The following is a 19,410-nucleotide window of genomic DNA, read 5'->3' on the forward strand; positions in this document are numbered from 1 at the left end:
GTGAGCGGCGCGCGGGTTGGGCCTCCATCAGCAGTGACCAGGCCAGCAGCCGTGGGCTTGCCTCCAGCTCGTCCATACGGCGCTGCTGGGCGGGTGTGAGTCGATCCCAGATGTCGCCTTCCGCTCGGTCCTTCCAGGCCGGCGCCCACAGGACGCCCGGCGAGGTCAGCACCATGCGGGCGACCCGGTCGGGGTGAGCCGCGAGGTACTCGGCGGCCAGCGTGGCGCCCCAGGAGGCGCCGAGCAGGACGACGCGGTCGGCTCCGATGCGGGCGCGGACGGCTTCGAGGTCGGCGACTTGGCGGGCGACGGTGTAGCCGGTGGGGTCGGAGAGTCGCCCGGAGCGGCCGGAGCCGAGTTGGTCGTAGGAGTAGACGTCGTACCCCTGGCGGGTCAGGAGGCGCTCCACCGGGTCGGGGCCGTCGCCGGGGGTGCCGGGGCCGCCGTGCAGGACGATCACCGGGGTCGGCCGGGGGTGTCCGTGCGCCCGTTGGAGAGCGTAGGCGAGTCGGGATCCGGTCGGCAGGCTCCAGTAGCCGGTGGGCTGCGAGCGCGGGGCCGGAGGTGCCTCGTCCAGCGGCCGGAACACGGTCAGGGAGGCCGCCGTCGAGGTCAGCAGCAGGACGACCGCCGTGACGAGCGCGGTGACGCCTCCGCCGACGCACCCCGCCGTACACCCCGGCCGCGCACACCACGATCAGCGCGGCTGCTCCCGCGCCGAGGATCAGCGTGAGGTGAGCCGTGACGGTCGCGGTCGCCCACAGGGCGGCGACGGCGGCGAGGGGTGCGAGGAGCACGCCGAGCGCGACGAGGAGGCAGCGGCCGAGGGCGCGGACCGCCCTCCCGGCCGGCGGCAGGGAACGTCGGTTCTCCGAAGGAAGTTGAGTTGTCGTCATGCCGTGATGTTCGGCCGGACGGGCGGGCCGGTGCGTCCGCCGGGGCGGGGCGAGCGGGTCCCCGCGTGGGGGACGCTGGGTCCGCCTGGAGGGGGACGCCTGGCTCCCCGCAGCCGCTGCCGCCGCCAGCAGCGCGGACAGTGGATGCCAGCGGCCCCTTCGATCCCGCGGGTCAGGCACCGCGTCCGGGAAGGAACACAGACCTGCTGCGTCGATGAGGGGCGCGGAAGAAGGAGCGCGGGCCAGGTTCTCCAGCGCGACGGGCATGGGAGACGATGCAGGGGCAGGCACGGTCTCGTTCGGTTCTCATGGGTCTCGACAAACACATGATCACCGGCGCCGTACCTGCACTGCTTCCCGGCCCCAGAACAGGACATGACATGACGTCACGGACGGGACGCGTGAACCGAACGGATCCACTTCATGCAATGCCCCTGAGTGTGGATCAGACCCGACCGCATCCCAACTGCCGGCTGCGCTCATAGCCGTGTTCCAGGCTCAACCACTCGTTCCGAGCATGCGGGTCCACGATCCGGCTTCGATCGTCGCCGACCCTGCTCAGCCGGGGTGAATGTTCTTGTTGTGGTGGAAGGTGTTGTCGGGGTCGTACTTGGCCTTGACCTCCGCCAGTCGTCGGTAGATGCGCTCGCCGTACGCCTCTCGTACGCGGCTGGTGTCGTCGTCGGAGTCGAGGAAGTTGATGTAGACGCTGCCTGCGCGGTGCGGCTGGAGGGCGTGGAGGAACCGCCGCGCCCACGCGGTCTCGGCCGCGGCGTGCTCGCCCGACTCACCGGGCAGCCATACGGCGTCGATGTTGATGTTGTGGGCCACGTCGCGGCCGGCGTAAGCGGTGGCGGTGTGGGCGACTCGGCTGACGGCGCCGCCCATGTGGAACATCACCGCGTACGACCGGGGCGAGCCGGCGCGGTAGGCGTGCTCGGCGATGACGGAGATGGTGTCGTCGGACAGGTCGGCCAGGTCCGTGGACTTCCAGTAGTAGTGCCAGCCATGGGGCGTGGTGTCGTCGGTAGCGCTCTGGTGGGCGCAGTACGGCTTCGGCGCGAGCAGATCCACCAGCGGCGTACCCAGCCGGCGAAGGGCCTCCACCGCGCGCTCGCCGTCGGCGATCGGACCTGCATAACAGCAGACCACGGCGATGGCGGGCCGCCAGTGCAGCTCCTCGGGGATGACGGGCAACGGGGGAACGGTCCCGAGCCTGACCACAGTGCCGAGCTCGTCGGGCGCCGCGGCGGCGAAGTCCCGGTAGAAGCGCAGCACGTCGGCGGTGTCGTCGGCCGCCCAGAAGACGGGGCCGGCCAGGACCGTCGGGCCGAGGCCATGCAGCGCGAACCGGAACAGGGTGACCACGCCGAAGTTGCCGCCACCGCCTCGCAGCGCCCAGAACAGATCAGGGTGGTCGTCGGCGGACGCTCGGAGGATGCTGCCGTCGGCGGTGACCACCTCGGCGGTCAGCAGGTTGTCGACGGCGAGCCCGTGTTTGCGCATGAGGAAGCCGATGCCGCCGCCGAGGGTCAGCCCGGCGACGCCGGTGTGACTCACGATGCCGCCGGTGGTGGCCAGCCCGTGGGCCTGCGTTTCGTGGTCGACGTCGGCCCACAGGGCACCGCCCTGGACCCAGGCCGTGCGGTCGGCGGGGTCGACCGACACGGCCCGCATCGCCGAGAGGTCGATGATGATCCCGTCGTCGCACACTGCGGTGCCGGCCACGTTGTGGCCCCCGCCCCGAACGGCGATCTCCAGGTCGTGGTCCCGGGCGAAACGCACGGCCGCGGCCACGTCGGCGGTGCCTTGGCATCGGGCTATCAGCCGTGGGCGCCGGTCCACGGCGCCGTTCCACACAGCTCGGGCGGCGTCGTAGTCGGCGTCGTCACTGGTGATCAACCGGCCTCGGAATCCGTCGATCTTCATGGCGGTCGCCTCCTCACTCGGGTGGCCGACTCGCTCGGAGATCCTTGTGTCGTCTCCTCGCCCGTCAACCTCATCGCACCTCCGCAGGCCACGGTTGTGAAGTCAAGAATCTGGACTTCAGGGCTTAGGGCAGGAGTGCGACACTGATGGCGTGCGGAGCTACGGCCAGTACTGCCCGATCGCCCGCGGCGCCGAGATCTTCGCCGAGCGCTGGACGCCGTTGATCATCCGCAACCTGTACCTGGGCTGTGGAAGCTTTGGCGAGATCCTGGAAGGCGCCCCGGGGCTCTCCCGCACCCTGCTCTCGCAGAGACTCAAACAGCTTGAACGGTTCGGCATCGTCAGGGCGGAACCCAAGCCCGACGGGCGCGGAAGCCACTACGAGCTCACACCCGCGGGGCATGACCTATTCAAGGTCTGCGTGTCGCTCGGCGAGTGGGGTGCTGCCTGGTTGGAGATCGCCCCCGAGCAGCTCGATCCCTTTGTGGCGCTGTGGTCGATGTGCAACATGCTCCGCCGAGACCGGCTCCCGGACCGGCGCGTCGTCATCCGCTTCGACTTCACCGGCCGCCCGCGCCCCGAGCGGTACTGGCTGCTGATCGACCACGGGGACACCGAGATCTGCAAGACGTACCCCGGCCTCGACGAGGACCTCTACATCACGGCGGACGCAGAGGCCTTCGTCAAATGGCACGCCGGCCAGCAGACCTGGGCCGACGCCGTCCGCGACCAGCGCATCCAACTCCACGGCCCCTCCTGGCTGGTACGGGCGTTCCCTTCCTGGAACGCTCGCAGCGCCTTCGCCCACATCAAACCGCGCTCCCGAACCACGGCGATTTCGACAGCCTGACGTATTCGACGCACGCCGAAGCAGCCAGGCCATCAGATGCATACCCAGCAGACTGTCGAGCACTGCGCGCCGCATGTACGAGCCCGTCGGCGCCGATTCCGGTCGTGGAGCGAGCCTGATGCTGTCTGTCGAGGAGAGGGAGCAGCAGCATGGCACGCACCAGTACGGCGGGCCGCCGTCCTAGTTGCCTTCCCAGCCGGTCCCCACGTGGCCTGGCGGGCCACCGGTTGCACTCCGGGGAAAAGCCCGGTGACCACATCACGTGTCCGGCACCGACACGCGGTGAAGGACACGTTTCTCGCGCCGAGAAAACCCCGAGCGAGCAGGGGTTTCTCCTGATGGTGATTGGTCGAAATCGAGCTGGAGGTCACGCAGATGCGATTTCGGTCAGCCCGGCCCCTTGGATGAACATCACTGGGAACACAGTTATGTCTCCGCCGAACAACCGATCCGGCGCCCGCTGTTGGGAGTCACCGCTCCGGCGCCCCGAGTACAGACAGGATCGGAACGCTGTCGCTCTGCCTGCATCGGAGCAGGCTCCGCCTTCTCCTGGGGTTGCGTGGTGGGGCTGCTGGTCATCCAGTGGGGCGCGGGGGTTCCGTCTTCGCAGCCGTACGGCCGGGACCAAACGCGGCCGTCCCGCATGATCGGGCTTCCCCGGCCGGGCGTGCCAGCACGTCGACTGTGGCGGAGAAGAGCCACGGCAACCTCTGTGCCATGGGCACCAGCGCCGCGCGGGCCGGCGGAACCCTGGTCGAACAGAGGAGCGCGTGGGTCAACCAGCGGTAGCGTCGGGTGAGCCGTCGCCACTCCCGCTCGTAGGTCCCGAGGTCCCCGCTGGTCACTGCTCGCACAGCCGCCGGCGCCTGCGCGAGCGCCAGCGCGACGCCCTCGCCGGTCAGCGCGTCGACGTAGCCGGCCGCATCGCCGACGAGCAGCACCCGGCCGGCGGTACGCGCGCTCGCGTCCTGGCGGAGCGGGCCCGCCCCGCGCACCGGTCCGGCCGACTCGGCCCCGGCCAGCCGTTCCCTCAGCTCGGGGAAGGCGGCAAGGTGGTCGTCGTACGATCCGCGGGCGGCGGTGAGCAGGACGACGCCCACAAGATCGTCGGAGACGGGGGTCACGTATGCCTCCGCGTCGCGGGCCCAGTGCACCTCGACGTGGTCGCCCCAGGGGGCGAGGGCGTAATGGCGCCGCAGCCCGTGCCGCCGGAGGTGGCCCGGACGGCGCCGGTCGAGGCCCAGGGCATGGCGGATCGGTGAGTGCAGGCCGTCGGCCGCGACGAGGTGACGGGCGCGAACGCCGTCGGCCACCACACCGTCCTCCCCCTGCTCGATGCGGCGCGCGGTGCGCTGCTCGATCCGCACTCCCGAGGCGAGCACCACCTCACGCAGCGCCGCGTGCAGCGTCGTGCGGCGTACCCCGCGCCCCGGCCCCGCGCGGAAATCTGCGTCGACCCGGCGCGGTCCGGCGACGTACCGGATGCCTCTCAGGACGCGCCCCGGCGGGTGCACACCGAGCGCCGCCAGGGCGGCGACGGCGCCCGGCATCAGTCCCTCGCCGCAGGCCTTGTCGACGGTACCGGCACGCTGTTCCCAGACGGTGACGTCGAGCCCCGCCCTGGCCGCGTGCAGGGCCGTGGCCAGGCCCGCGGGTCCTCCGCCGACGACGAGCAGGTCCACACGCGCCTCCTCAGGCCAGCCGTGTCAAGGCGGCGTCCTCGGTGCGGATGCGGGTGGCGAGCAGGAACCCGTTCAGGGCTGTGAAGACCAGGGCTGTGCCCCAGGCAGCGTGCACCAGCGGGAGCGCGAGCCCCTCGATGACGACAGCGACGTAGTTCGGGTGGGGGATCCATCGGTAGGGGCCGCTGATGACGCGTGGGGCGCCGGGCACGACGATCACGCGGGTGTTCCACTGCCGGCCCAAGGTGGCGATGCACCACCAGCGCAGCCCCTGCGAGGCCGCGACCAGGGTGAGCATGGCCCACGCCAGGACCGCCGCGGGATCCGGCCGTCGCATCCACACCTCTGTGAGCGCGCCGACGAGCAGTCCCGTGTGCAGCATCACCATGAGGGGGTAGTGGCCCCGCCCGTGCTCCACTCCGCCCCGCGTCAGGCTCCAAGCGGCGTTGCGCCGGGACAGGACCAACTCGGCGACCCGCTCCAGGCCGATGGCGACAACCAGGACGGTGAACAGCACCTCGCTGGTCACTGCCCACCTCGCGGAGCGCGCAGGAGCACGAGTTCAGAGCAGAAGCCCGGCCCCATGGCGAGCAGGAGCCCGTAGGAGCCGGGCGTCGGCGGACGGTTGGCGAGCGTGTCCGCCAGGACATGCAGCACCGACGAGGAGGACAGGTTGCCGATGCGGCGCAGCGAGTCCCAGGTGACGCTCAGGGCGCATCGCTCGACCCCGAGGGCGTCCTGCAGCGCCTCCAGGACCTTCGGGCCGCCAGGGTGGGCGACGTACCAGCCGATGTCGTCGCCGGTCAGTCCGTGTTCGGCGAGGAAGCCGCGGACGTCCTCGCCGACGTACCGGCGCACCAGGTCGGGGACTGAGGCGTCGAGCACGATCTTGAAGCCGCGGGCGCCGACGTCCCAGCCCATCATGCGTTCCGAGTCGGGGTAGAGACGGCTGCGGGAGGCGAGCACCTCAGGACGGGTGGGCTCGTCGGACTGCGCGAGGGGGTGCTCGCATCCGACGGCCACCACCGCCGCGGCACCGTCCCCGAAGAGACCGCTGGCCACGAGGTTGGCGACCGAGGTGTCGTCGCGCTGGAGCGTGAGAGAGCACAGCTCCACCGACATCAGCACCGCGACACCGTCCGGTCGACCGCGCAGCAGGTCGTGCAGGCGGGCGATGCCGGCCGCTCCGGCGACGCAGCCGAGGCCGACGAGGGGCAGCCGCACCACATCGGGGCGGAGCCCGATCTCCGCGGCCACGCGGGCCTCGATCGAGGGGACGGCCAGGCCGGTCACCGTGCAGGACACGATGTAGTCGACGTCGGCCGGTGTGAGCCCGACAGCCTTGAGCGCGTCGACGACCGCGCGGCCGCCGAGCTCTACGCCCGCCCGGATGAACACGTCGTTCGACTGACCGAAGTCCTCGAGCCGGGCGTACGCCGCCAGCGGCAGCACGGTGTGCCGGGTCGCGACACGCACATTGCGGTGGAAGCGCTCGACGACGCCGCGGTTGACCCTTGCCTCGGTCAGCGTGGTGGTGAAGGACCGGGTGATCTCTTCCTGCCGGTGGCGGTGCTCGGGCAGGGCGCCGCGGACACTGAGGACACGCATGGTCATGGTGGCTCCGGGAGTCGGCCGGTGGGGCGGAACGACGCGACCAGCGCCCGGCCCAGGCCGAGCGCCATGGCGGGGGTGAGCCCGCCTCGGGCCAGGCCGAGCTCCACGAGGTCGTCGAAGACGCGCTGGTCGGCGGCCGACGCGCGCAGCCCGGCCTCCAGGACGCGTGTGCTGCGCGCGAGCCGGGCGGCGAAAGCGGTGTGCCGCAGGTGGGGCAGCAGGATGCGGCGGGTGGCGTCGGCGTACCGGTCCCCCGCCGTCTCGGGCCGCCCGGCGCGCCGGGCCGCGGCTGCCGCGCGACCGGCCTCGATGCCGGAGGCGACGGCGTAGTAGATGCCCTCGCCGGTCAGTGGGTTCACCAGGCCGACGGCGTCGCCCGCGAGCAACAGGCGGCCGGTGGGCGGGCGCCAGCGTGCCGTCGAAAGCGGCAGGTGGTGGCCGACCCAGTGCGCCCCGCCCTCGGTCGCGCCGGGCAGGAGAGCCTCGATGCGCTCGAACAACTGGATCCGGCTCGGTGCGGGACGGTTCTCATGAAGGATTTCGCCGTACCCGACGTTCGCGCGGCCGTCATGGAGGTCGAAGGACCATGCGTATGCCAGCTGGTGACGGTCGGCGAACGCGATGACCAGCGCGCCACGCCGCTCGGCTGGGATCGGCGCGTAGCCGCGCACCGCCAGGGCCACCGGTCCGCCGGCAAGTCCGAGCGCGCGATGGACGATCGAGTGGGCGTCGTCGGCGCCGACGACGACCGCGGCGGAGATCTCGCCGTCCAGGACCACCGCATCACCGTGATGCCGCACGTCACGGACCCTGTGCCGGAGAAGCCGGGCGCCTGCGGCGACCGCCGCGTCGACCAGGCAGGTGTCGAGGACGCGGCGCGGTACCACCCAGGCCGGGCGGGCCATCCGCCGCTCGGCTACCAGGCCACCGCGGCCGAGACGGAGCCGGTCGACCGGCGCGCGGTCGTCGACGAGACCTGTCACGCCCACCTCGCTCAGCAGATCGAGGACGTGCGGAGCCACCCCGTCGCCGCATGCCTTGTCCCGGGGGAAGTCCGCCCGGTCCAAGAGGGCGACGCGCAGGCCCGGCTCGGCCCGCAGCGCGCCGAGGGCCGTGGCGGCGCCGGCCGGTCCGGCACCGATCACGGCGAGGTCCCAGTGGGTGGGCGTCGGCACCATCAGCCGACCGCCAAGAGCAGCACGACGTCGAGGAGGGCGATGAACACCGCGGCCCGGAAAGGGGAACGGCCCTGAGCGACCAGCGTGAACGCCGCGAGGACGGCCACGAGTGCGAGGACTGCCCACGCCCACGCCGGGGGCCCACCCGCGGGGCCGAACACAGCGAGCAGCGAGGCCACGGACAGCAGCACGGCGGCCAGGACGCGCGAGAGGCGCTCACCGATCCGGTGCGGGAGGCCGCGGACACCGGTGCGTTCGTCGTCCGCGAGGTCGGGCAGCGCGTTGAGCAGGTGCGCTCCGACACCCAGCGTGGCGCCCGCACCGGTCATCCAGAACGGCGCCCACTGCGGGTAGGGCGCGGCGAGGGCGACGGCCGAGGGCAGCGTCCCGGAGGCACAGGCGTACGGCGCCCACGACCACCGGGTCGACTTGAGCCCCAGGTTGTAGACGTGCCCCGCACCGGTGACGACGAAGAGGCCGAGGGCACTGCGCCAGCCGGCCAGCACGGACAGAACCAGGCAGGCGAGTGCGGCCCAAACCAAGGCTCGCACCACCAGCCCGACCGGGAGAGCGCCGGTGACCAGTGGCTTGTCGGTGCGGCCGACGGCGAGGTCGCGATGGCGGTCGAGCAGGTCGTTGCCCCAGCCGATCGTGAGCTGGCCGGTGAACAGCGCCGCGGTGACAGCGAAGGCGTGAAGCGGACGCAGGTCGCCGCGGAGCGCCAGCAGCCCCCCGACAGCGGTGACCGCCAGAGCCGGCCCGCCATGGGCGGCGGCGAACAGTGCGAGCACGGGCGACGGTCCTGGCCGCGCCGAACCCACGCCGGACGTCACGGGCGTCATCGGGCCGCCACGCGGACGTTCGACCGCGGGGTCCGGCCGGCCCGGTCGCGCGTGCCCACGGCACGCAGACGTCGTACAACGGTGGACATGACGCTCCTGGTCGCCCCGGTGACGATGCGCATGAAGCATCAGTGCCACATTGCCAGCCCGCTCACACGACTCACTCCGGCATCCGGCTGACGTCGGCGGTTGCAGCAACTCCTCGTCGCCCGCAAAGCCCCTGCACGCCGACCCGTGGCGCCGTCGACCGAGCTCACGCCGCGGCGCCGACCCTGCCGGTCGCCTGCCTGTCCACCGCCCCGACGGTCGGGTGCGACCGGCCGTTCGGGCAAGGGCCGACGCAGCGCCATGCGTGTCCTTGGCGGAGCGCACTCATGCGCCGGGCGCGTCGCCTGGTCGGTCCGACGCCGGCCAGACATACGGCAGATCGTCCGGCACACCGGGGAACAGCGGGCCGTAAGTGACCGGGTCCTTGCGCACCAGCGCCGAGCGGTGGCTGCGGTGGAAGGCGTCATCACCAAGCCAGCAAGGCAGCTCTCCGGCGCTTGCCAGCTGCGGCTGGGCACGTATCGGTGCACCAGGCCGGAATGCGGCAAGGCCGCTGACCAGCGAAGCCGCGCAAGTGTCCTGATGCCCCGCTGCACGCCACACCTTGCACACCTCCAGGCCATACCGGACCAGTGCTCCCTCGTAGCCGGCCCACATTCGCACCGCTGGGTGCCGGCGCCACCCGTAACCCGGCACGATCAGCCCGCGGAGGACCTGCAGCGCCTCGACCCGCTGCTTGCCGAGTCGACGACGGTCCAAAACCAGCGCCGATGCCCTGAAGTCCGGATAGGGCAGGAAGGTCTGCATCTGTTACCCCATCAGGCGTAGGAACGGATCCGGCCGGGGCGGAGCCATCCGGTGTTCGGCCGCGTGCGGCCGTGACCGTCAGGTGTCATTCGCAGAACTCTCGGCGTTCGATCCCTGGATTCGTGGCATACGTGTGTCAGAGCGGCCGAAGTCGGTGGTGCGCCGGGGAGGAAGTTCAGTACGTCCACCAAGACAAACACGGTTCCGATCAACGTGCCTGCCCCTCGGTAGCAAGGTACGAACGGTCCGGCCAGCTTCTCGGCGGCCTACCCGCGTCGACCGACGACACCGCCCTGCTCGCCCTGGGCCGTCCGCGTCCCTCAGACACCGCTTGATGGCCGACTGCCCGCGACCGGCGCACATCGTGTCTGACAACGCGGTGTCGGCTCGAAGCCACCTTCAGGCGCATCGGCGCCAGGGACCCCAGGGAGCTCACGTCGGACGAGACTGGCGCGGTGGGTTCATGGCCCAGCGGATGGTTTGGGTCAGCACCTGGCCGGTGGGGCGTACGGCGAAATCCTCGACGACCGGCACCCGGGGCAGCCACAGCATGCCGCGAGCCCAGGGCGGGAGCAGCGCGACGGCGTTCGCGGCCAGGACGCCGTAGAAGGGCCGTACCACGAGAGGCAGGGGAGGTTGGAACAACAGGAAGCGGGCGGCGGAGCGGGCCTCAGGTGTGGCCCGCAGTTCCGGGCGGTAGGCGCTCAGCCGCTCGGACAGTTCGCGGCGGTCGCGTGGTGGATCGATCGCTCCCAGCGCCTCGGCGACTCGCGCGGTGTCGGCGACGTAGGCGTCATAGCCGGCGGCGTCCAGCGGGCGGGCTCCGTAGCGTTCGTGGGCGCGCAGGAAGCAGTGGGCTTCGGCGGCGTGCACCCAGCCGAGCAGATGCGGATCGCCCGCGTGGTACGGCAGGCCCTCGGCCGTCGTTCCACTTATCCGTTCGTGGATGCTGCGCACGTGGTCGACGGCCTGCTGGGCGTCCGCGGCGGTGCCGTAGGTCGTCACGGCCAAGAAGGTGCTGGTGCGTTGGAGGCGGCCCCACGGATCGCCTCGGTAACCGGAGTGCCCGGCCACCGCCGCCATCGCGAGCGGATGCAAGGACTGCAGCAGCAGCGCGCTCAGCCCTCCGATGAACATCGAGGCGTCAGCGTGGACCGTGCGGATCGGGCGGTCCGGTCCGAACCAGCGCGGACCGGGCATGTGGTGGATGCGGGCACGCACCGCCGGTCCGCCGGGGCCGGCGACACGGCGGAACAAAGCCTGGCCCAACCGTTCACGGACTACCAGCACCACCGTCGCACCTCCCTCTCTCACCAGTGTCCTCCATACCAGGACTGATGCGAACAAAGCAGATGGCTCTACACTGGGGCCGCAGGGCTTCGGTCCCGGGGATCGGCCCACCCCGCGCCGCCGGGGACCAGGCCGGCTTTCCCGCGTCCCGCCTTTCGCCGCACTGAGCGCTGAACCGCGCGCCACGAAGTTTGGCCGGTCGATCGCGGGCAGATAGCGAGCTCCGCCGCCACCCGTCCGGCAGGCGTAGTCACGGAGCAGACCAGCACGGCGTCCATCCCCGAGGCCGCCCACGACTGTCCGCAGCAGGCCCGCCCTTGCGCCAGCCTCGCCTCGCACCCCGCTTCCGCATTCCCGCACACCCGTCGGCCGTCCGAAATATGCTGTATTACCTGCATGTCGGGGTACCCGGCCGGCGTGCGTACCCTGATGCCGCCATCAGCCCTCCCGCTGGTCCTCCCGGGGCGCGTACACCCCGCAGGACGACACCGCTCTGCTCGCCAGCGCCCTGTCCGAAGAACCGCTCCGACCAGGCGCCGACGTCCTCGACCTCGGCACCGGTACCGGTGCACTGGCCATCGCGGCCGCCCGCCGCGACGCCCGGGTCACCGCGGTGGACGTGTCCTGGCGCGCCGTGTGCACGGCCTGGCTGAACGCCTGGCTGGCGGAGGTGCCGGTCCGCATCAGACGCGGAGACCTCTTCGCCCCCGTCCGCAACCAGTCGTCGACCTCATCCTCACCAACCCGCCGTACGTACCGGCGCCGTGCGCCAAACGGCCGCCACGGGGCACCGCCCGGGCCTGGGACGCGGGCCTGGACGGACGGTTCCTGCTGGACCGGATCTGCCGGGGAGCTCCCTCCCGCTTGCGTCAGGGCGGCGTTCTGCTCATCGTGCACTCCGCGCTGTGCGATTCCGACCGGACAGTCGAGCACCTGCGCGGAGCCGGCCTCGAGGCCGATGTCATCCACCGCCAACGGATCGCGTTCCCGTGATGCACGCCCGCGCGGACTGGCTGCGGGCGCGTGGCCTGCTGCCCCCTGCCGATGACAAGGAAGAGCTGGTGGTCGTCCGTGCCGAACTCCCCGTCTGATCTGCAGCACCGGGGCCTCCTGCTCGTGGAGTGCCCTGGTGGAAGAACGGCAGCACGGTGTTCTCCCACTTCTTGCAGGTGCCCTGCGCACCTGTCGTCGCAGCCGCCGCCTCCCTGGTGCGACAACCAGCCACCGGGACACGCCCGGCGTCGGAGTCACGCACGTCCAACTGCGGCCTCCAGGAGGGTCGCGGTACCGTGCAATCCCGGATCCCAGAGGGCGTTTATGCAGGTCAATGAAGTTTCCCCGTGATCTTGGACACTCGTCGGTTATGCCGCGAGGGCGGCTTGATGCCGCTGCCTGGTCTCGGCCGGGGTGAGGTAGCCGAAGGTCTTGTTAGTCAACGAGCGCGATCGCGTCCCGCTTGAACTCTTCGGTGTACCGCTTCGTGTACTTGCTTCCCACCTGGTGCTACTTCCTCTGGAACCCCAGATCCCAGTCTCCAGGTGTCCACGATCAAGGGGAAGGTCCAGTCAACGAGTTCGCCCACGGGCACGGCATGCGCCGCTGCCGCTACCGGGGACAGCACAAAGCCCACCTACAGCACGTGTTCACCGCCATCGCCGTCAACATCGAGCGTCTCAGCGGACTGTCACCGGCCGAGGAAGCACCCCCGCCCCGCCGGCCGACTGCCTTCCAGAACTACCTCGACCAGCGCGAGATAGCCCGGCCGAAGTCCTGGCGAACCCTGGGCAGCTGACCTCGGCTATTCCAAGATCCCCGACAGAGTCAAGCTCAGGCCCAGGGCCTCCGTTCCTTCCCGGAAAGAAGGAACGGAGGCCCTGGGCCTGTCCCGGTCGGCCACCTGGTCAGTCGTGCACCCGACCCCAGCGCGCCGTCACCAGGGAACTGCCGCACAGCGCGAGAGCCGCGATGATCAGCGAGATCCGCAACCCGGACGCGAACACACCAGCGACCAACGTCCCGAACAGGGCCACGCCGACAGCACCGCCGACCTGCCGGGCGGTGTTCAGCTCCGCCGAGGCCACACCGGCGTACTCGGGCTCCACCGCCCCCAGCACCGCCCCGGACATCGCCGGCACCGCAGCACCACCACCGATGCCCACCGGCACAGTTGCCAGCCAGATCTGCCAGTCCGAGGCATGCGGCCCGGCCAGCAGGAGCGCGAACAGCCCGAGCGCGAACACGAACTGGCCGCCTATCAGCGGAATCCGCGGCCCCAGCCGAGCCGTCAGCCGACCGCCCCACAGGTTCGACACCATCGCCGCGACACTCATCGGCAAGAAGAGCAGGCCGGTCTCCAGCGCCGAGTAGCCCCGCTCATCCTGAAGGAACAGGCTCAGCAGGAACACGATGCCGTAATAGGAGAAGTTCTGGACGAAACCGGCGATGCTCGCCGTGGAGAACATCGGATGGGAGAACAGGCGCATGGGCAGCATCGGCTCCGGCGCCCGACGCTCCCACAGAACGAACGACACCGCGCCTGCCACGCCGAGGACCAGGCCCGCCACCACTGCAGGCGCGTCCCAGCCGAGCGTGCCGCCCTCGATCAGCGCGAAGACCAGACCGGCCAGGGCCACGATCACCAAGACCTGCCCCGGTACGTCCAGGCGGCGCGCTCGGCCCACTCGGGTGCCAGCGGCGCGCAGCGTCGCCAGCAGCCCGACCGCCCCGATCAACAGATTGACCAGGAACAGCGACCGCCACCCCAGCCAGACCAGGAGCAGACCGCCCACCACCGGGCCTGCGGCCACCGCACCGCCGCCGGCGGAGGCCCATACGCCGATCGCGCGGCTGCGGGCGGCTCCGTCGGGATAGGCATGACGGATCATTGCCAAGGAGGCCGGCAACTGCACGGCGGCGCCGATGCCTTGGATGAAACGTGCCGCGATGAGCATCCCGGGCGAGGTCGCCAGACCACACGCGAGCGAGGCCACGATGAACAGACCCAGCCCGGCGGCGAATGCCCGCCGAGCCCCGAGCCGGTCGCTCAGCGAGCCGCCGACGAGCTGGAGCGCGGCGAACGTCAGAGTGTAACCAGCCACAACCCACTGGAGCTGTGATAGCCCCGCTCCCAGCTTGTCGCTCAAGGTGGGCAGCGCGACGTTCACGATCGTGGCGTCGAGGCTGACCATCAGGAAGCCGAACGAGGCGGCGAACAAGGTCCACCGTGCCGTTGATGTCGCGGCCGGAGCGGGTAAAGACGGTGCAGTGAGATCTTTGGCAGTCACACCATCAGGCTGCTGCGTGCGATGATGCAAAGGCAATCAAGCAGGGTGTACCGAATAGGGTCACCCTGGGTGGTGCTAACCGTTGGTTGGGGAGTCGGGTGTCCAAACAGAGCCTGATGGCGCACGAACTGGGAGCCTTCCTGCGCTCCCGGCGGACCCTGCTGACACCCTGCCAGGTCGGCTTGCCCGAGACGGGCACACGCCGCACCCCCGGCCTGCGCCGGGAGGAAGTAGCCAGCCTCGCCAGTATCAGCGCCGGCTACTACGTGCGGCTCGAACAGGGCCGCGTGCCGCATCCGTCCTCCAGCATCCTGGACGCCCTCGCCGCGGCCCTGCAGCTGACAGCGGAGGAACGCGCGCACCTGTTCGCCCTGGCCGACCAGCCCTGCCCTGAACAGGAGCCGGTGACCCTCGCGCCGGAGGCACGCCGCATGCTCGAACTCCTCTCCCCACCCACTGCGGCCTACGTGATCAGCGCGCACAGTGACGTCCTGGCCTGGAACGACACCGCCGCCACCCTCTTCAGTCACCTCGTGGAAGGGCCCGGCCACCCCAACAACGTCCGCTATGTCTTCACCCACCCCGAGGCGGCCGAACTGTTCGTGGACTGGCCGGAGATCGCCGCCGACGCCGTCGCGCACCTGAGGGCCGCCACCGGGCATCGCCCGCACGACCGCAGACTCACCGGCCTGGTGGCCGAACTCTCCGCCACGAGTGCTCAGTTCCGCGCCCTGTGGGCGGAGCGGGAACTGCGCCACAAGGTGCAGGGACGCAAGGAACTTCGCCACCCCCGGGTGGGCCGGGTGACGCTGGACTACGTGGTCCTGGCCGCGCCGGTGGCTGCCGGCCAGCGCCTGGTCGCCTACAGTGCCCCGGCCGGCTCCGCCTCCCACGAGGCGTTGACCGCGCTGCGGCACATGTCCCTGCCAGGTCCGCACACCAGGATCCTCGAGGCGGTGCCCGCCTAGAGGGTGTGCGCAAGGCCGCGGTCAATCAGCCCGAGTCGGGTTGTTGGCGTGTCCGGTCATGCAGCGAGGGTCAGGTCCTGCATGCGGGTGATCACTAACACGTGCGGGCGCGGACCTTGCGATGGGCTGGACTCGTACCGCTACAACCGGCCCCACCCCGGCGGCAACGGCCGAACCTCAGCCAGCCGCGTCACCAACCTCTCCGAAGAGCACACCCCTACACGGCGCTCGTCACCGGCGGCGTCACTGCCACCAAGCGCTGCTGCGGTAACCCGCGCTGCCGCGCGCACATCAGCCGGCTGCCCGCGTCCACCCGGCCATCACCGGGGAGAACAGTGACGAGGAATGGCGGTCCGCCGTGGCCGCCGACCTCGCCACGACCTGCGGGTCGCAGGAGTGGCCACCGACGGACAGCTGCCGCTGGGCGGCGAGCTCGTGACCGCGGTCCCGAGCGGCCTGCCGGAAATGACCAGCCGCGACCAGCTCGGCGCCGAACTCGGGGACGAGCTTGAAGACCATGGCCAGGCCAGCGGTGCGGGAGCCGGCGCCTCGGGTGACCTTGGTCCGCAGGCGGACGGCGGAGAACGGGGACTCGATGGGGTTCGTGGTGGGCAGGTGGATCAGTGCTCGACGGGAAAAAGCGAGGCCAGGCCCACGACGTGTCTGGCTCTCTCCTGGGGCTACTCCAGCGCCCGGAGTTGGGTGATGCTGTCGGCGAGGGTGTGGCTGCAGGACGCAAGGTGGTCGGGACCATATCCCCGAGGGCCGCATTCGACGACGAGCAGCAGGTTCAGGTAAAGGCGGTAGAGGGCCAGCCGGTGCCGGAAGGCGGGCGTGAAGTCGAGTTTGCCGCCTGCCTCGGTGTAGCCGGTGACGAGGTCGCTGTCCGGGCCGGTGTCGCCGCCGAAGGCCAGGGAGACCAGCTCGGCGGCCGGGTCACCCCAGAACGCCCGCTCGTGGTCGATGAGTCCGATGATCCGGGGCTGTGCCCCGTCGTTGGAGACGTCGACGAAGATGTTGCCGGGCCACAGGTCGAAGTGGACCAGCCGGGGCTTGGTGACCTCGTCGAGCGCGTAGCCGCCCTCGGCCACCAGCGTTCGTATCTCGGCGGGTGGTACACCGAGCGGGGACTGCCAGCGTTCGGCGTCGTCGAGGAGCGCGTCCACCATGGTGGTGAAGGCCGTGCGCCAGTCGGAGGCAAACAGCGCGGACTCGGTGGCCGGATAGCCGAACCGGCCGTCCTCCGAGGCCAGGGTGTGCAGCCGTGCGGTGATCGCACCCAGCTCGCGGCGCAGCGCCGCCTCGGTGGCGGGCGACAAGCGGTCGGCCGCATTGTCCCACGGGGTGCCCTCAAGGACGGACACGGCCAGGAACTCCTCGCCCGCGTACAGCAGGGCGGGCGTCGGCACCCAACCTCCAGGAAGAGCCTCGATGCGCCGGTAGACCATGGCCTCCGTGGCCATGATTCCGAGTTCGTAACGCAGGACCGCGACATCAGCCGGCGGGGCGAGTTTGACGACTGCGGGTCGGCCGTCGTCGAGAACGACGCGGTAGGCGCTGTTGAACCAGCCGTCGGTCAGCTCGGACTCCACACGGCAGCCGATGCCGCTGGAGGCGCGCAGCAGGGCGTCGAGTTCGCCTGGGGACAGACGGCGCTTGGTCTGACTCTGCATGGAGGGCACGCTTTCGGATGGTCCGAAGCCGGACAGTGAAAGTGGTGAGAGCGCTCCCATGATGTCGATCATCTTCAACTCAGTCCAGAGGGATTCGCGGCCGGAGGTCGGGTGGTCCCTCACCGTCGAGACGGGCGGGGACGAGGCCGAAGGCATGGTCATTGAGGTCGTAGGCGGATACCCCCTGACCCTGAGCCGCGGTCGCGGCCTCGGCCAGCAACTGGCTGCTCTCACAGGCGAGGGTCGAGCCCAGTCGGTGCCTGGCCCTGAGGGACCAGCGCGACGAAGGACCGAGCAGGTCACCGCCTCGGGCGTGCAAGTCCCGCTGTCGCCTCATCTGAGCCTGCCCGCCGGACATGCTGTTCGTTGAGCGGCCTGGTCCAGGCGTAGTACATTCCGCGCGGAGGTGCACGAGTGCCTGCCCCGGACGAGATGTGCGCCGTACCCGGCCCGACAAGACGACGCTCTCAACATCGCCGACGGCACCGTCATATCGGCACACCGTAGTCGCGCAGCACCGCCGCCTGCCGCGGACCGATCCCGTGCAGCGCCTCCACGGGCAGCGGCCCCAGCCAGCCCGCGACCTCCTCGGGGGCGACCGAGAGGACGCCGCCGGGCGGAGGCATCTGACCGGAGGCGGTGGCGGCGATGGTGATGGAGGGGCCGATCTCGACGCGGACGTCGATGCCCAGCCGGGAGATGGTCCGCACCCGCAGCGCTTCCCCCAGGCGACGGGCGTCGACGCCGTAGTACGGCAGGGCGCCGCGCAGGTCCACCAGGGCTGCGGTCGGCGGCAGTGCCTGGACCACCGGCGACAGCCCGGCCAGCTCCTCCAGCACCTGCCGGTAGGGCTCTTCCGGCAGCCGGTCGGGGCAGCGCACCTGCATCACCACGCCCTGCCGGCCGTCCGGCGTCACCTGCCTGCTCATCGTGCTCACCTCCCTCATCACGTTATCGAACATAAAATCGAACACGCGAGGGGATGAGACGTGATCATGAGCATAGAATCAAAAATGTGTTCGATGATCTGCCACCCGACCTGGCCCGGCTGCGCACCCTGCGGGTGTGGCACGCCCTCTGGCTGCACCGCATCGACGCGAAGATCGCCCGGCTGGAGCGCCGCAAGGCGGAAGAGGAACACGGGCGCAGGCGGCGGCCGAAGCCTGCGGAGTGGGTCGTCGAAGTCGGCATCGGCGCCGGTAAACCGCCCGTCCAGGTACACAACGGCGCCTGCCACATGATCGGCTCCCGCCGCCGCCCCATCAGCCGCGACGAAGCACGCCGACTCCTGGCCGACGGACTGCGCGCCTGCACCCACTGCCAATCGGACGCCGAGCTCCACATCGTCGACTTAGCCCAGTCGTAAGCCCGCGTGCGCTGCGCTGGCTCCGGCCCGCGGTGAAACCCACCCCGCTACCCAGCGCGGCTCGAACAGCCGTGCCAAGAGCCTCATTACTCTGACGACAGGTCGGCCCCTACGCGCCACCCGGAACAGGACACCACCATGGCCACTCCCCCGCCGATCACCGAACCGGACCCGTCCGCGCTGATCTGCCCAGGCGACAAGGTCGGCCCCTGCGCCGCCTGCCAGCGCAAGACCCACAAATACAGCAGCGGAGGCATCCCGCTGTGCCAATGGTGCATGGAACCGGTGAAGGCGGGCTGGGGAGTGAACGTGCACTTCACCAACACCCGCCCGTAGGAGGAGGCGACCGGCGGCAGACGGCGGATGCAGCGGTGTTCCCAAGACCCCTCAATGGCATGCGCGCGTCGACGGAACGCGACTCGCTACCGAGCAGGCTCGGTGGCCCTGGTACGGATAGATTGATGCCCCCCGCGGCAACGGGGGGCAATGACGCATCCTGGGTGACAGAGTCGTCGCGTGCCCTGACGTCAGGCACCCCTCCATTGGGCCTGAAACCCGCTCTGATCTCAAGCGATACGGAAACCCTTTACAGAATCGCTAGTTGGATGGCCTCACATGCGCCTCCGTGGCCAGACTTGAGCCCGACGACGGAGTGACAGTGCCGGCAAGCACGCAGTAGCCCACTCCTCGTCATATGGGTGACACAGAAACGGAGTTGGGCAAGTGAACTGGCGGACCTACTGGCAGCGGCTCGGGGTGCTGATGCTGCTGACCATCCTGGTGCTGGGGCTGATCAAGGCAGGCATGGAACCGTACCTGTCGCTGGCCATCGCGACCGGCATTGTCATGCTGATGCGTGACTTCCTGCGGTCCGACGAGGCCACGGACGACCAGCGTAAGCAGGTCAGCGAGCGCCCCATGCACGCGGTGCAGAAGACGCCCAACGAGGATTCCGAGACGGACGCGGAGAAGGACTCCCAGGA

The 19,410-nt window shown here is 70.5% G+C and carries 18 protein-coding genes, 3 pseudogenes and 1 riboswitch; of the genes and pseudogenes, 7 read left to right on the plus strand and 14 right to left on the minus strand.

From position 1 onward, the window contains the following. Positions 1 to 589, minus strand: a 589-nt coding sequence (locus AB0D34_RS46405) for an alpha/beta fold hydrolase (RefSeq protein WP_362674075.1), incomplete at its 3' end; no start/stop codon positions are given. A gap of 865 nt (positions 590 to 1,454) precedes the next feature. Continuing rightward, positions 1,455 to 2,825, minus strand: a complete 1,371-nt coding sequence (locus tag AB0D34_RS46410) for an FAD-binding oxidoreductase (RefSeq protein WP_362674078.1) — start codon at positions 2,823 to 2,825, stop codon at positions 1,455 to 1,457. Positions 2,826 to 2,976: 151 nt separating this feature from the next. On the opposite strand from AB0D34_RS46410, the gene AB0D34_RS46415 reads away from it, so the two are divergent. After that, positions 2,977 to 3,675, plus strand: coding sequence for a helix-turn-helix domain-containing protein (locus AB0D34_RS46415; protein WP_362674080.1), 699 nt, complete (start codon positions 2,977 to 2,979; stop codon positions 3,673 to 3,675). 575 nt (positions 3,676 to 4,250) lie between these two features. On the opposite strand, the gene AB0D34_RS46420 is transcribed toward AB0D34_RS46415, so the two are convergent. The 7 genes from AB0D34_RS46420 to AB0D34_RS46450 form a co-directional block, all read right to left on the minus strand. Next, positions 4,251 to 5,357, minus strand: a complete 1,107-nt coding sequence (locus AB0D34_RS46420) for an NAD(P)/FAD-dependent oxidoreductase (RefSeq protein WP_362674083.1) — start codon at positions 5,355 to 5,357, stop codon at positions 4,251 to 4,253. Between the two features lie 10 nt (positions 5,358 to 5,367). Next, entirely contained in the window at positions 5,368 to 5,886 is a 519-nt protein-coding gene (locus AB0D34_RS46425) for an isoprenylcysteine carboxylmethyltransferase family protein (protein WP_362674085.1), read from the minus strand. Beyond that, on the minus strand, positions 5,883 to 6,971 hold the full coding sequence (locus AB0D34_RS46430; RefSeq protein WP_362674088.1) for a 3-oxoacyl-[acyl-carrier-protein] synthase III C-terminal domain-containing protein: 1,089 nt from the start codon (positions 6,969 to 6,971) through the stop codon (positions 5,883 to 5,885). Before AB0D34_RS46430 ends, AB0D34_RS46425 begins: the two co-directional genes overlap by 4 nt. Next, positions 6,968 to 8,149, minus strand: a complete 1,182-nt coding sequence (locus AB0D34_RS46435) for an FAD-dependent monooxygenase (protein WP_362674090.1) — start codon at positions 8,147 to 8,149, stop codon at positions 6,968 to 6,970. Before AB0D34_RS46435 ends, AB0D34_RS46430 begins: the two co-directional genes overlap by 4 nt. Further along, on the minus strand, positions 8,149 to 8,940 hold the full coding sequence (locus AB0D34_RS46440) for a UbiA family prenyltransferase (protein ID WP_362674091.1): 792 nt from the start codon (positions 8,938 to 8,940) through the stop codon (positions 8,149 to 8,151). The genes AB0D34_RS46435 and AB0D34_RS46440 overlap by 1 nt, the downstream gene beginning before the upstream one ends. Positions 8,941 to 9,363: 423 nt before the next feature. Further along, entirely contained in the window at positions 9,364 to 9,846 is a 483-nt protein-coding gene (locus tag AB0D34_RS46445; RefSeq protein WP_362674093.1) for an MSMEG_6728 family protein, read from the minus strand. A 432-nt stretch (positions 9,847 to 10,278) separates the two neighbouring features. Then, positions 10,279 to 11,139, minus strand: coding sequence for an oxygenase MpaB family protein (locus tag AB0D34_RS46450; protein ID WP_362674111.1), 861 nt, complete (start codon positions 11,137 to 11,139; stop codon positions 10,279 to 10,281). A 490-nt stretch (positions 11,140 to 11,629) separates the two neighbouring features. Between AB0D34_RS46450 and AB0D34_RS46455 the strand changes: the two are divergent. Both AB0D34_RS46455 and AB0D34_RS46460 read left to right on the plus strand, forming a co-directional pair. Continuing rightward, positions 11,630 to 12,227, plus strand: a pseudogene (locus AB0D34_RS46455) (HemK2/MTQ2 family protein methyltransferase). Positions 12,228 to 12,775: 548 nt separating this feature from the next. After that, entirely contained in the window at positions 12,776 to 12,928 is a 153-nt protein-coding gene (locus tag AB0D34_RS46460; RefSeq protein ID WP_362674113.1) for a hypothetical protein, read from the plus strand. A 109-nt stretch (positions 12,929 to 13,037) separates the two neighbouring features. Here the strand turns inward: AB0D34_RS46460 and AB0D34_RS46465 are convergent, their stop codons facing one another. Next, a complete protein-coding gene (locus AB0D34_RS46465) occupies positions 13,038 to 14,420 on the minus strand; it encodes an MFS transporter (protein ID WP_362674095.1) in 1,383 nt (460 codons plus the stop codon). A 98-nt stretch (positions 14,421 to 14,518) separates the two neighbouring features. Here AB0D34_RS46465 and AB0D34_RS46470 point away from each other — a divergent pair, with 98 nt between their 5' ends. Next, positions 14,519 to 15,388 carry a helix-turn-helix transcriptional regulator gene (locus AB0D34_RS46470; RefSeq protein WP_362674098.1) on the plus strand — a complete coding sequence of 290 codons (870 nt, stop codon included), beginning with the start codon at positions 14,519 to 14,521 and terminating at the stop codon, positions 15,386 to 15,388. A gap of 291 nt (positions 15,389 to 15,679) precedes the next feature. Here the strand turns inward: AB0D34_RS46470 and AB0D34_RS46475 are convergent, their stop codons facing one another. From AB0D34_RS46475 to AB0D34_RS46490, 4 genes and pseudogenes are all read right to left on the minus strand, one after another. Beyond that, positions 15,680 to 15,907: a hypothetical protein gene (locus tag AB0D34_RS46475; protein WP_362674116.1), complete on the minus strand. Its 228-nt coding sequence runs from the start codon at positions 15,905 to 15,907 to the stop codon at positions 15,680 to 15,682. Next, a pseudogene (locus AB0D34_RS46480) lies at positions 15,890 to 16,009 on the minus strand (IS256 family transposase); the annotation flags it as partial. The pseudogene AB0D34_RS46480 and the gene AB0D34_RS46475, both read right to left, overlap by 18 nt. Before the next feature lie 59 nt (positions 16,010 to 16,068). After that, positions 16,069 to 17,061 (minus strand): aminoglycoside phosphotransferase family protein, encoded by a 993-nt coding sequence (locus tag AB0D34_RS46485; protein WP_362674101.1) that lies wholly within the window; start codon positions 17,059 to 17,061, stop codon positions 16,069 to 16,071. Between the two features lie 400 nt (positions 17,062 to 17,461). Then, positions 17,462 to 17,529: riboswitch (guanidine-III (ykkC-III) riboswitch) on the plus strand. A gap of 32 nt (positions 17,530 to 17,561) precedes the next feature. Further along, positions 17,562 to 17,990: pseudogene (locus AB0D34_RS46490) on the minus strand (hypothetical protein); the annotation flags it as partial. Between the two features lie 86 nt (positions 17,991 to 18,076). On the opposite strand from AB0D34_RS46490, the gene AB0D34_RS46495 reads away from it, so the two are divergent. The 3 genes from AB0D34_RS46495 to AB0D34_RS46505 form a co-directional block, all read left to right on the plus strand. Next, on the plus strand, positions 18,077 to 18,427 hold the full coding sequence (locus AB0D34_RS46495) for a DUF6233 domain-containing protein (protein ID WP_362674104.1): 351 nt from the start codon (positions 18,077 to 18,079) through the stop codon (positions 18,425 to 18,427). A gap of 138 nt (positions 18,428 to 18,565) precedes the next feature. Further along, positions 18,566 to 18,763 (plus strand): hypothetical protein, encoded by a 198-nt coding sequence (locus tag AB0D34_RS46500; protein ID WP_362674107.1) that lies wholly within the window; start codon positions 18,566 to 18,568, stop codon positions 18,761 to 18,763. 387 nt (positions 18,764 to 19,150) lie between these two features. Continuing rightward, on the plus strand, positions 19,151 to 19,410 hold a 260-nt coding region (locus tag AB0D34_RS46505; RefSeq protein WP_362674109.1), incomplete at its 3' end, for a hypothetical protein.

The organism is Streptomyces sp. NPDC048420, from assembly GCF_040651535.1.
Taxonomy (GTDB): domain Bacteria; phylum Actinomycetota; class Actinomycetes; order Streptomycetales; family Streptomycetaceae; genus Streptomyces.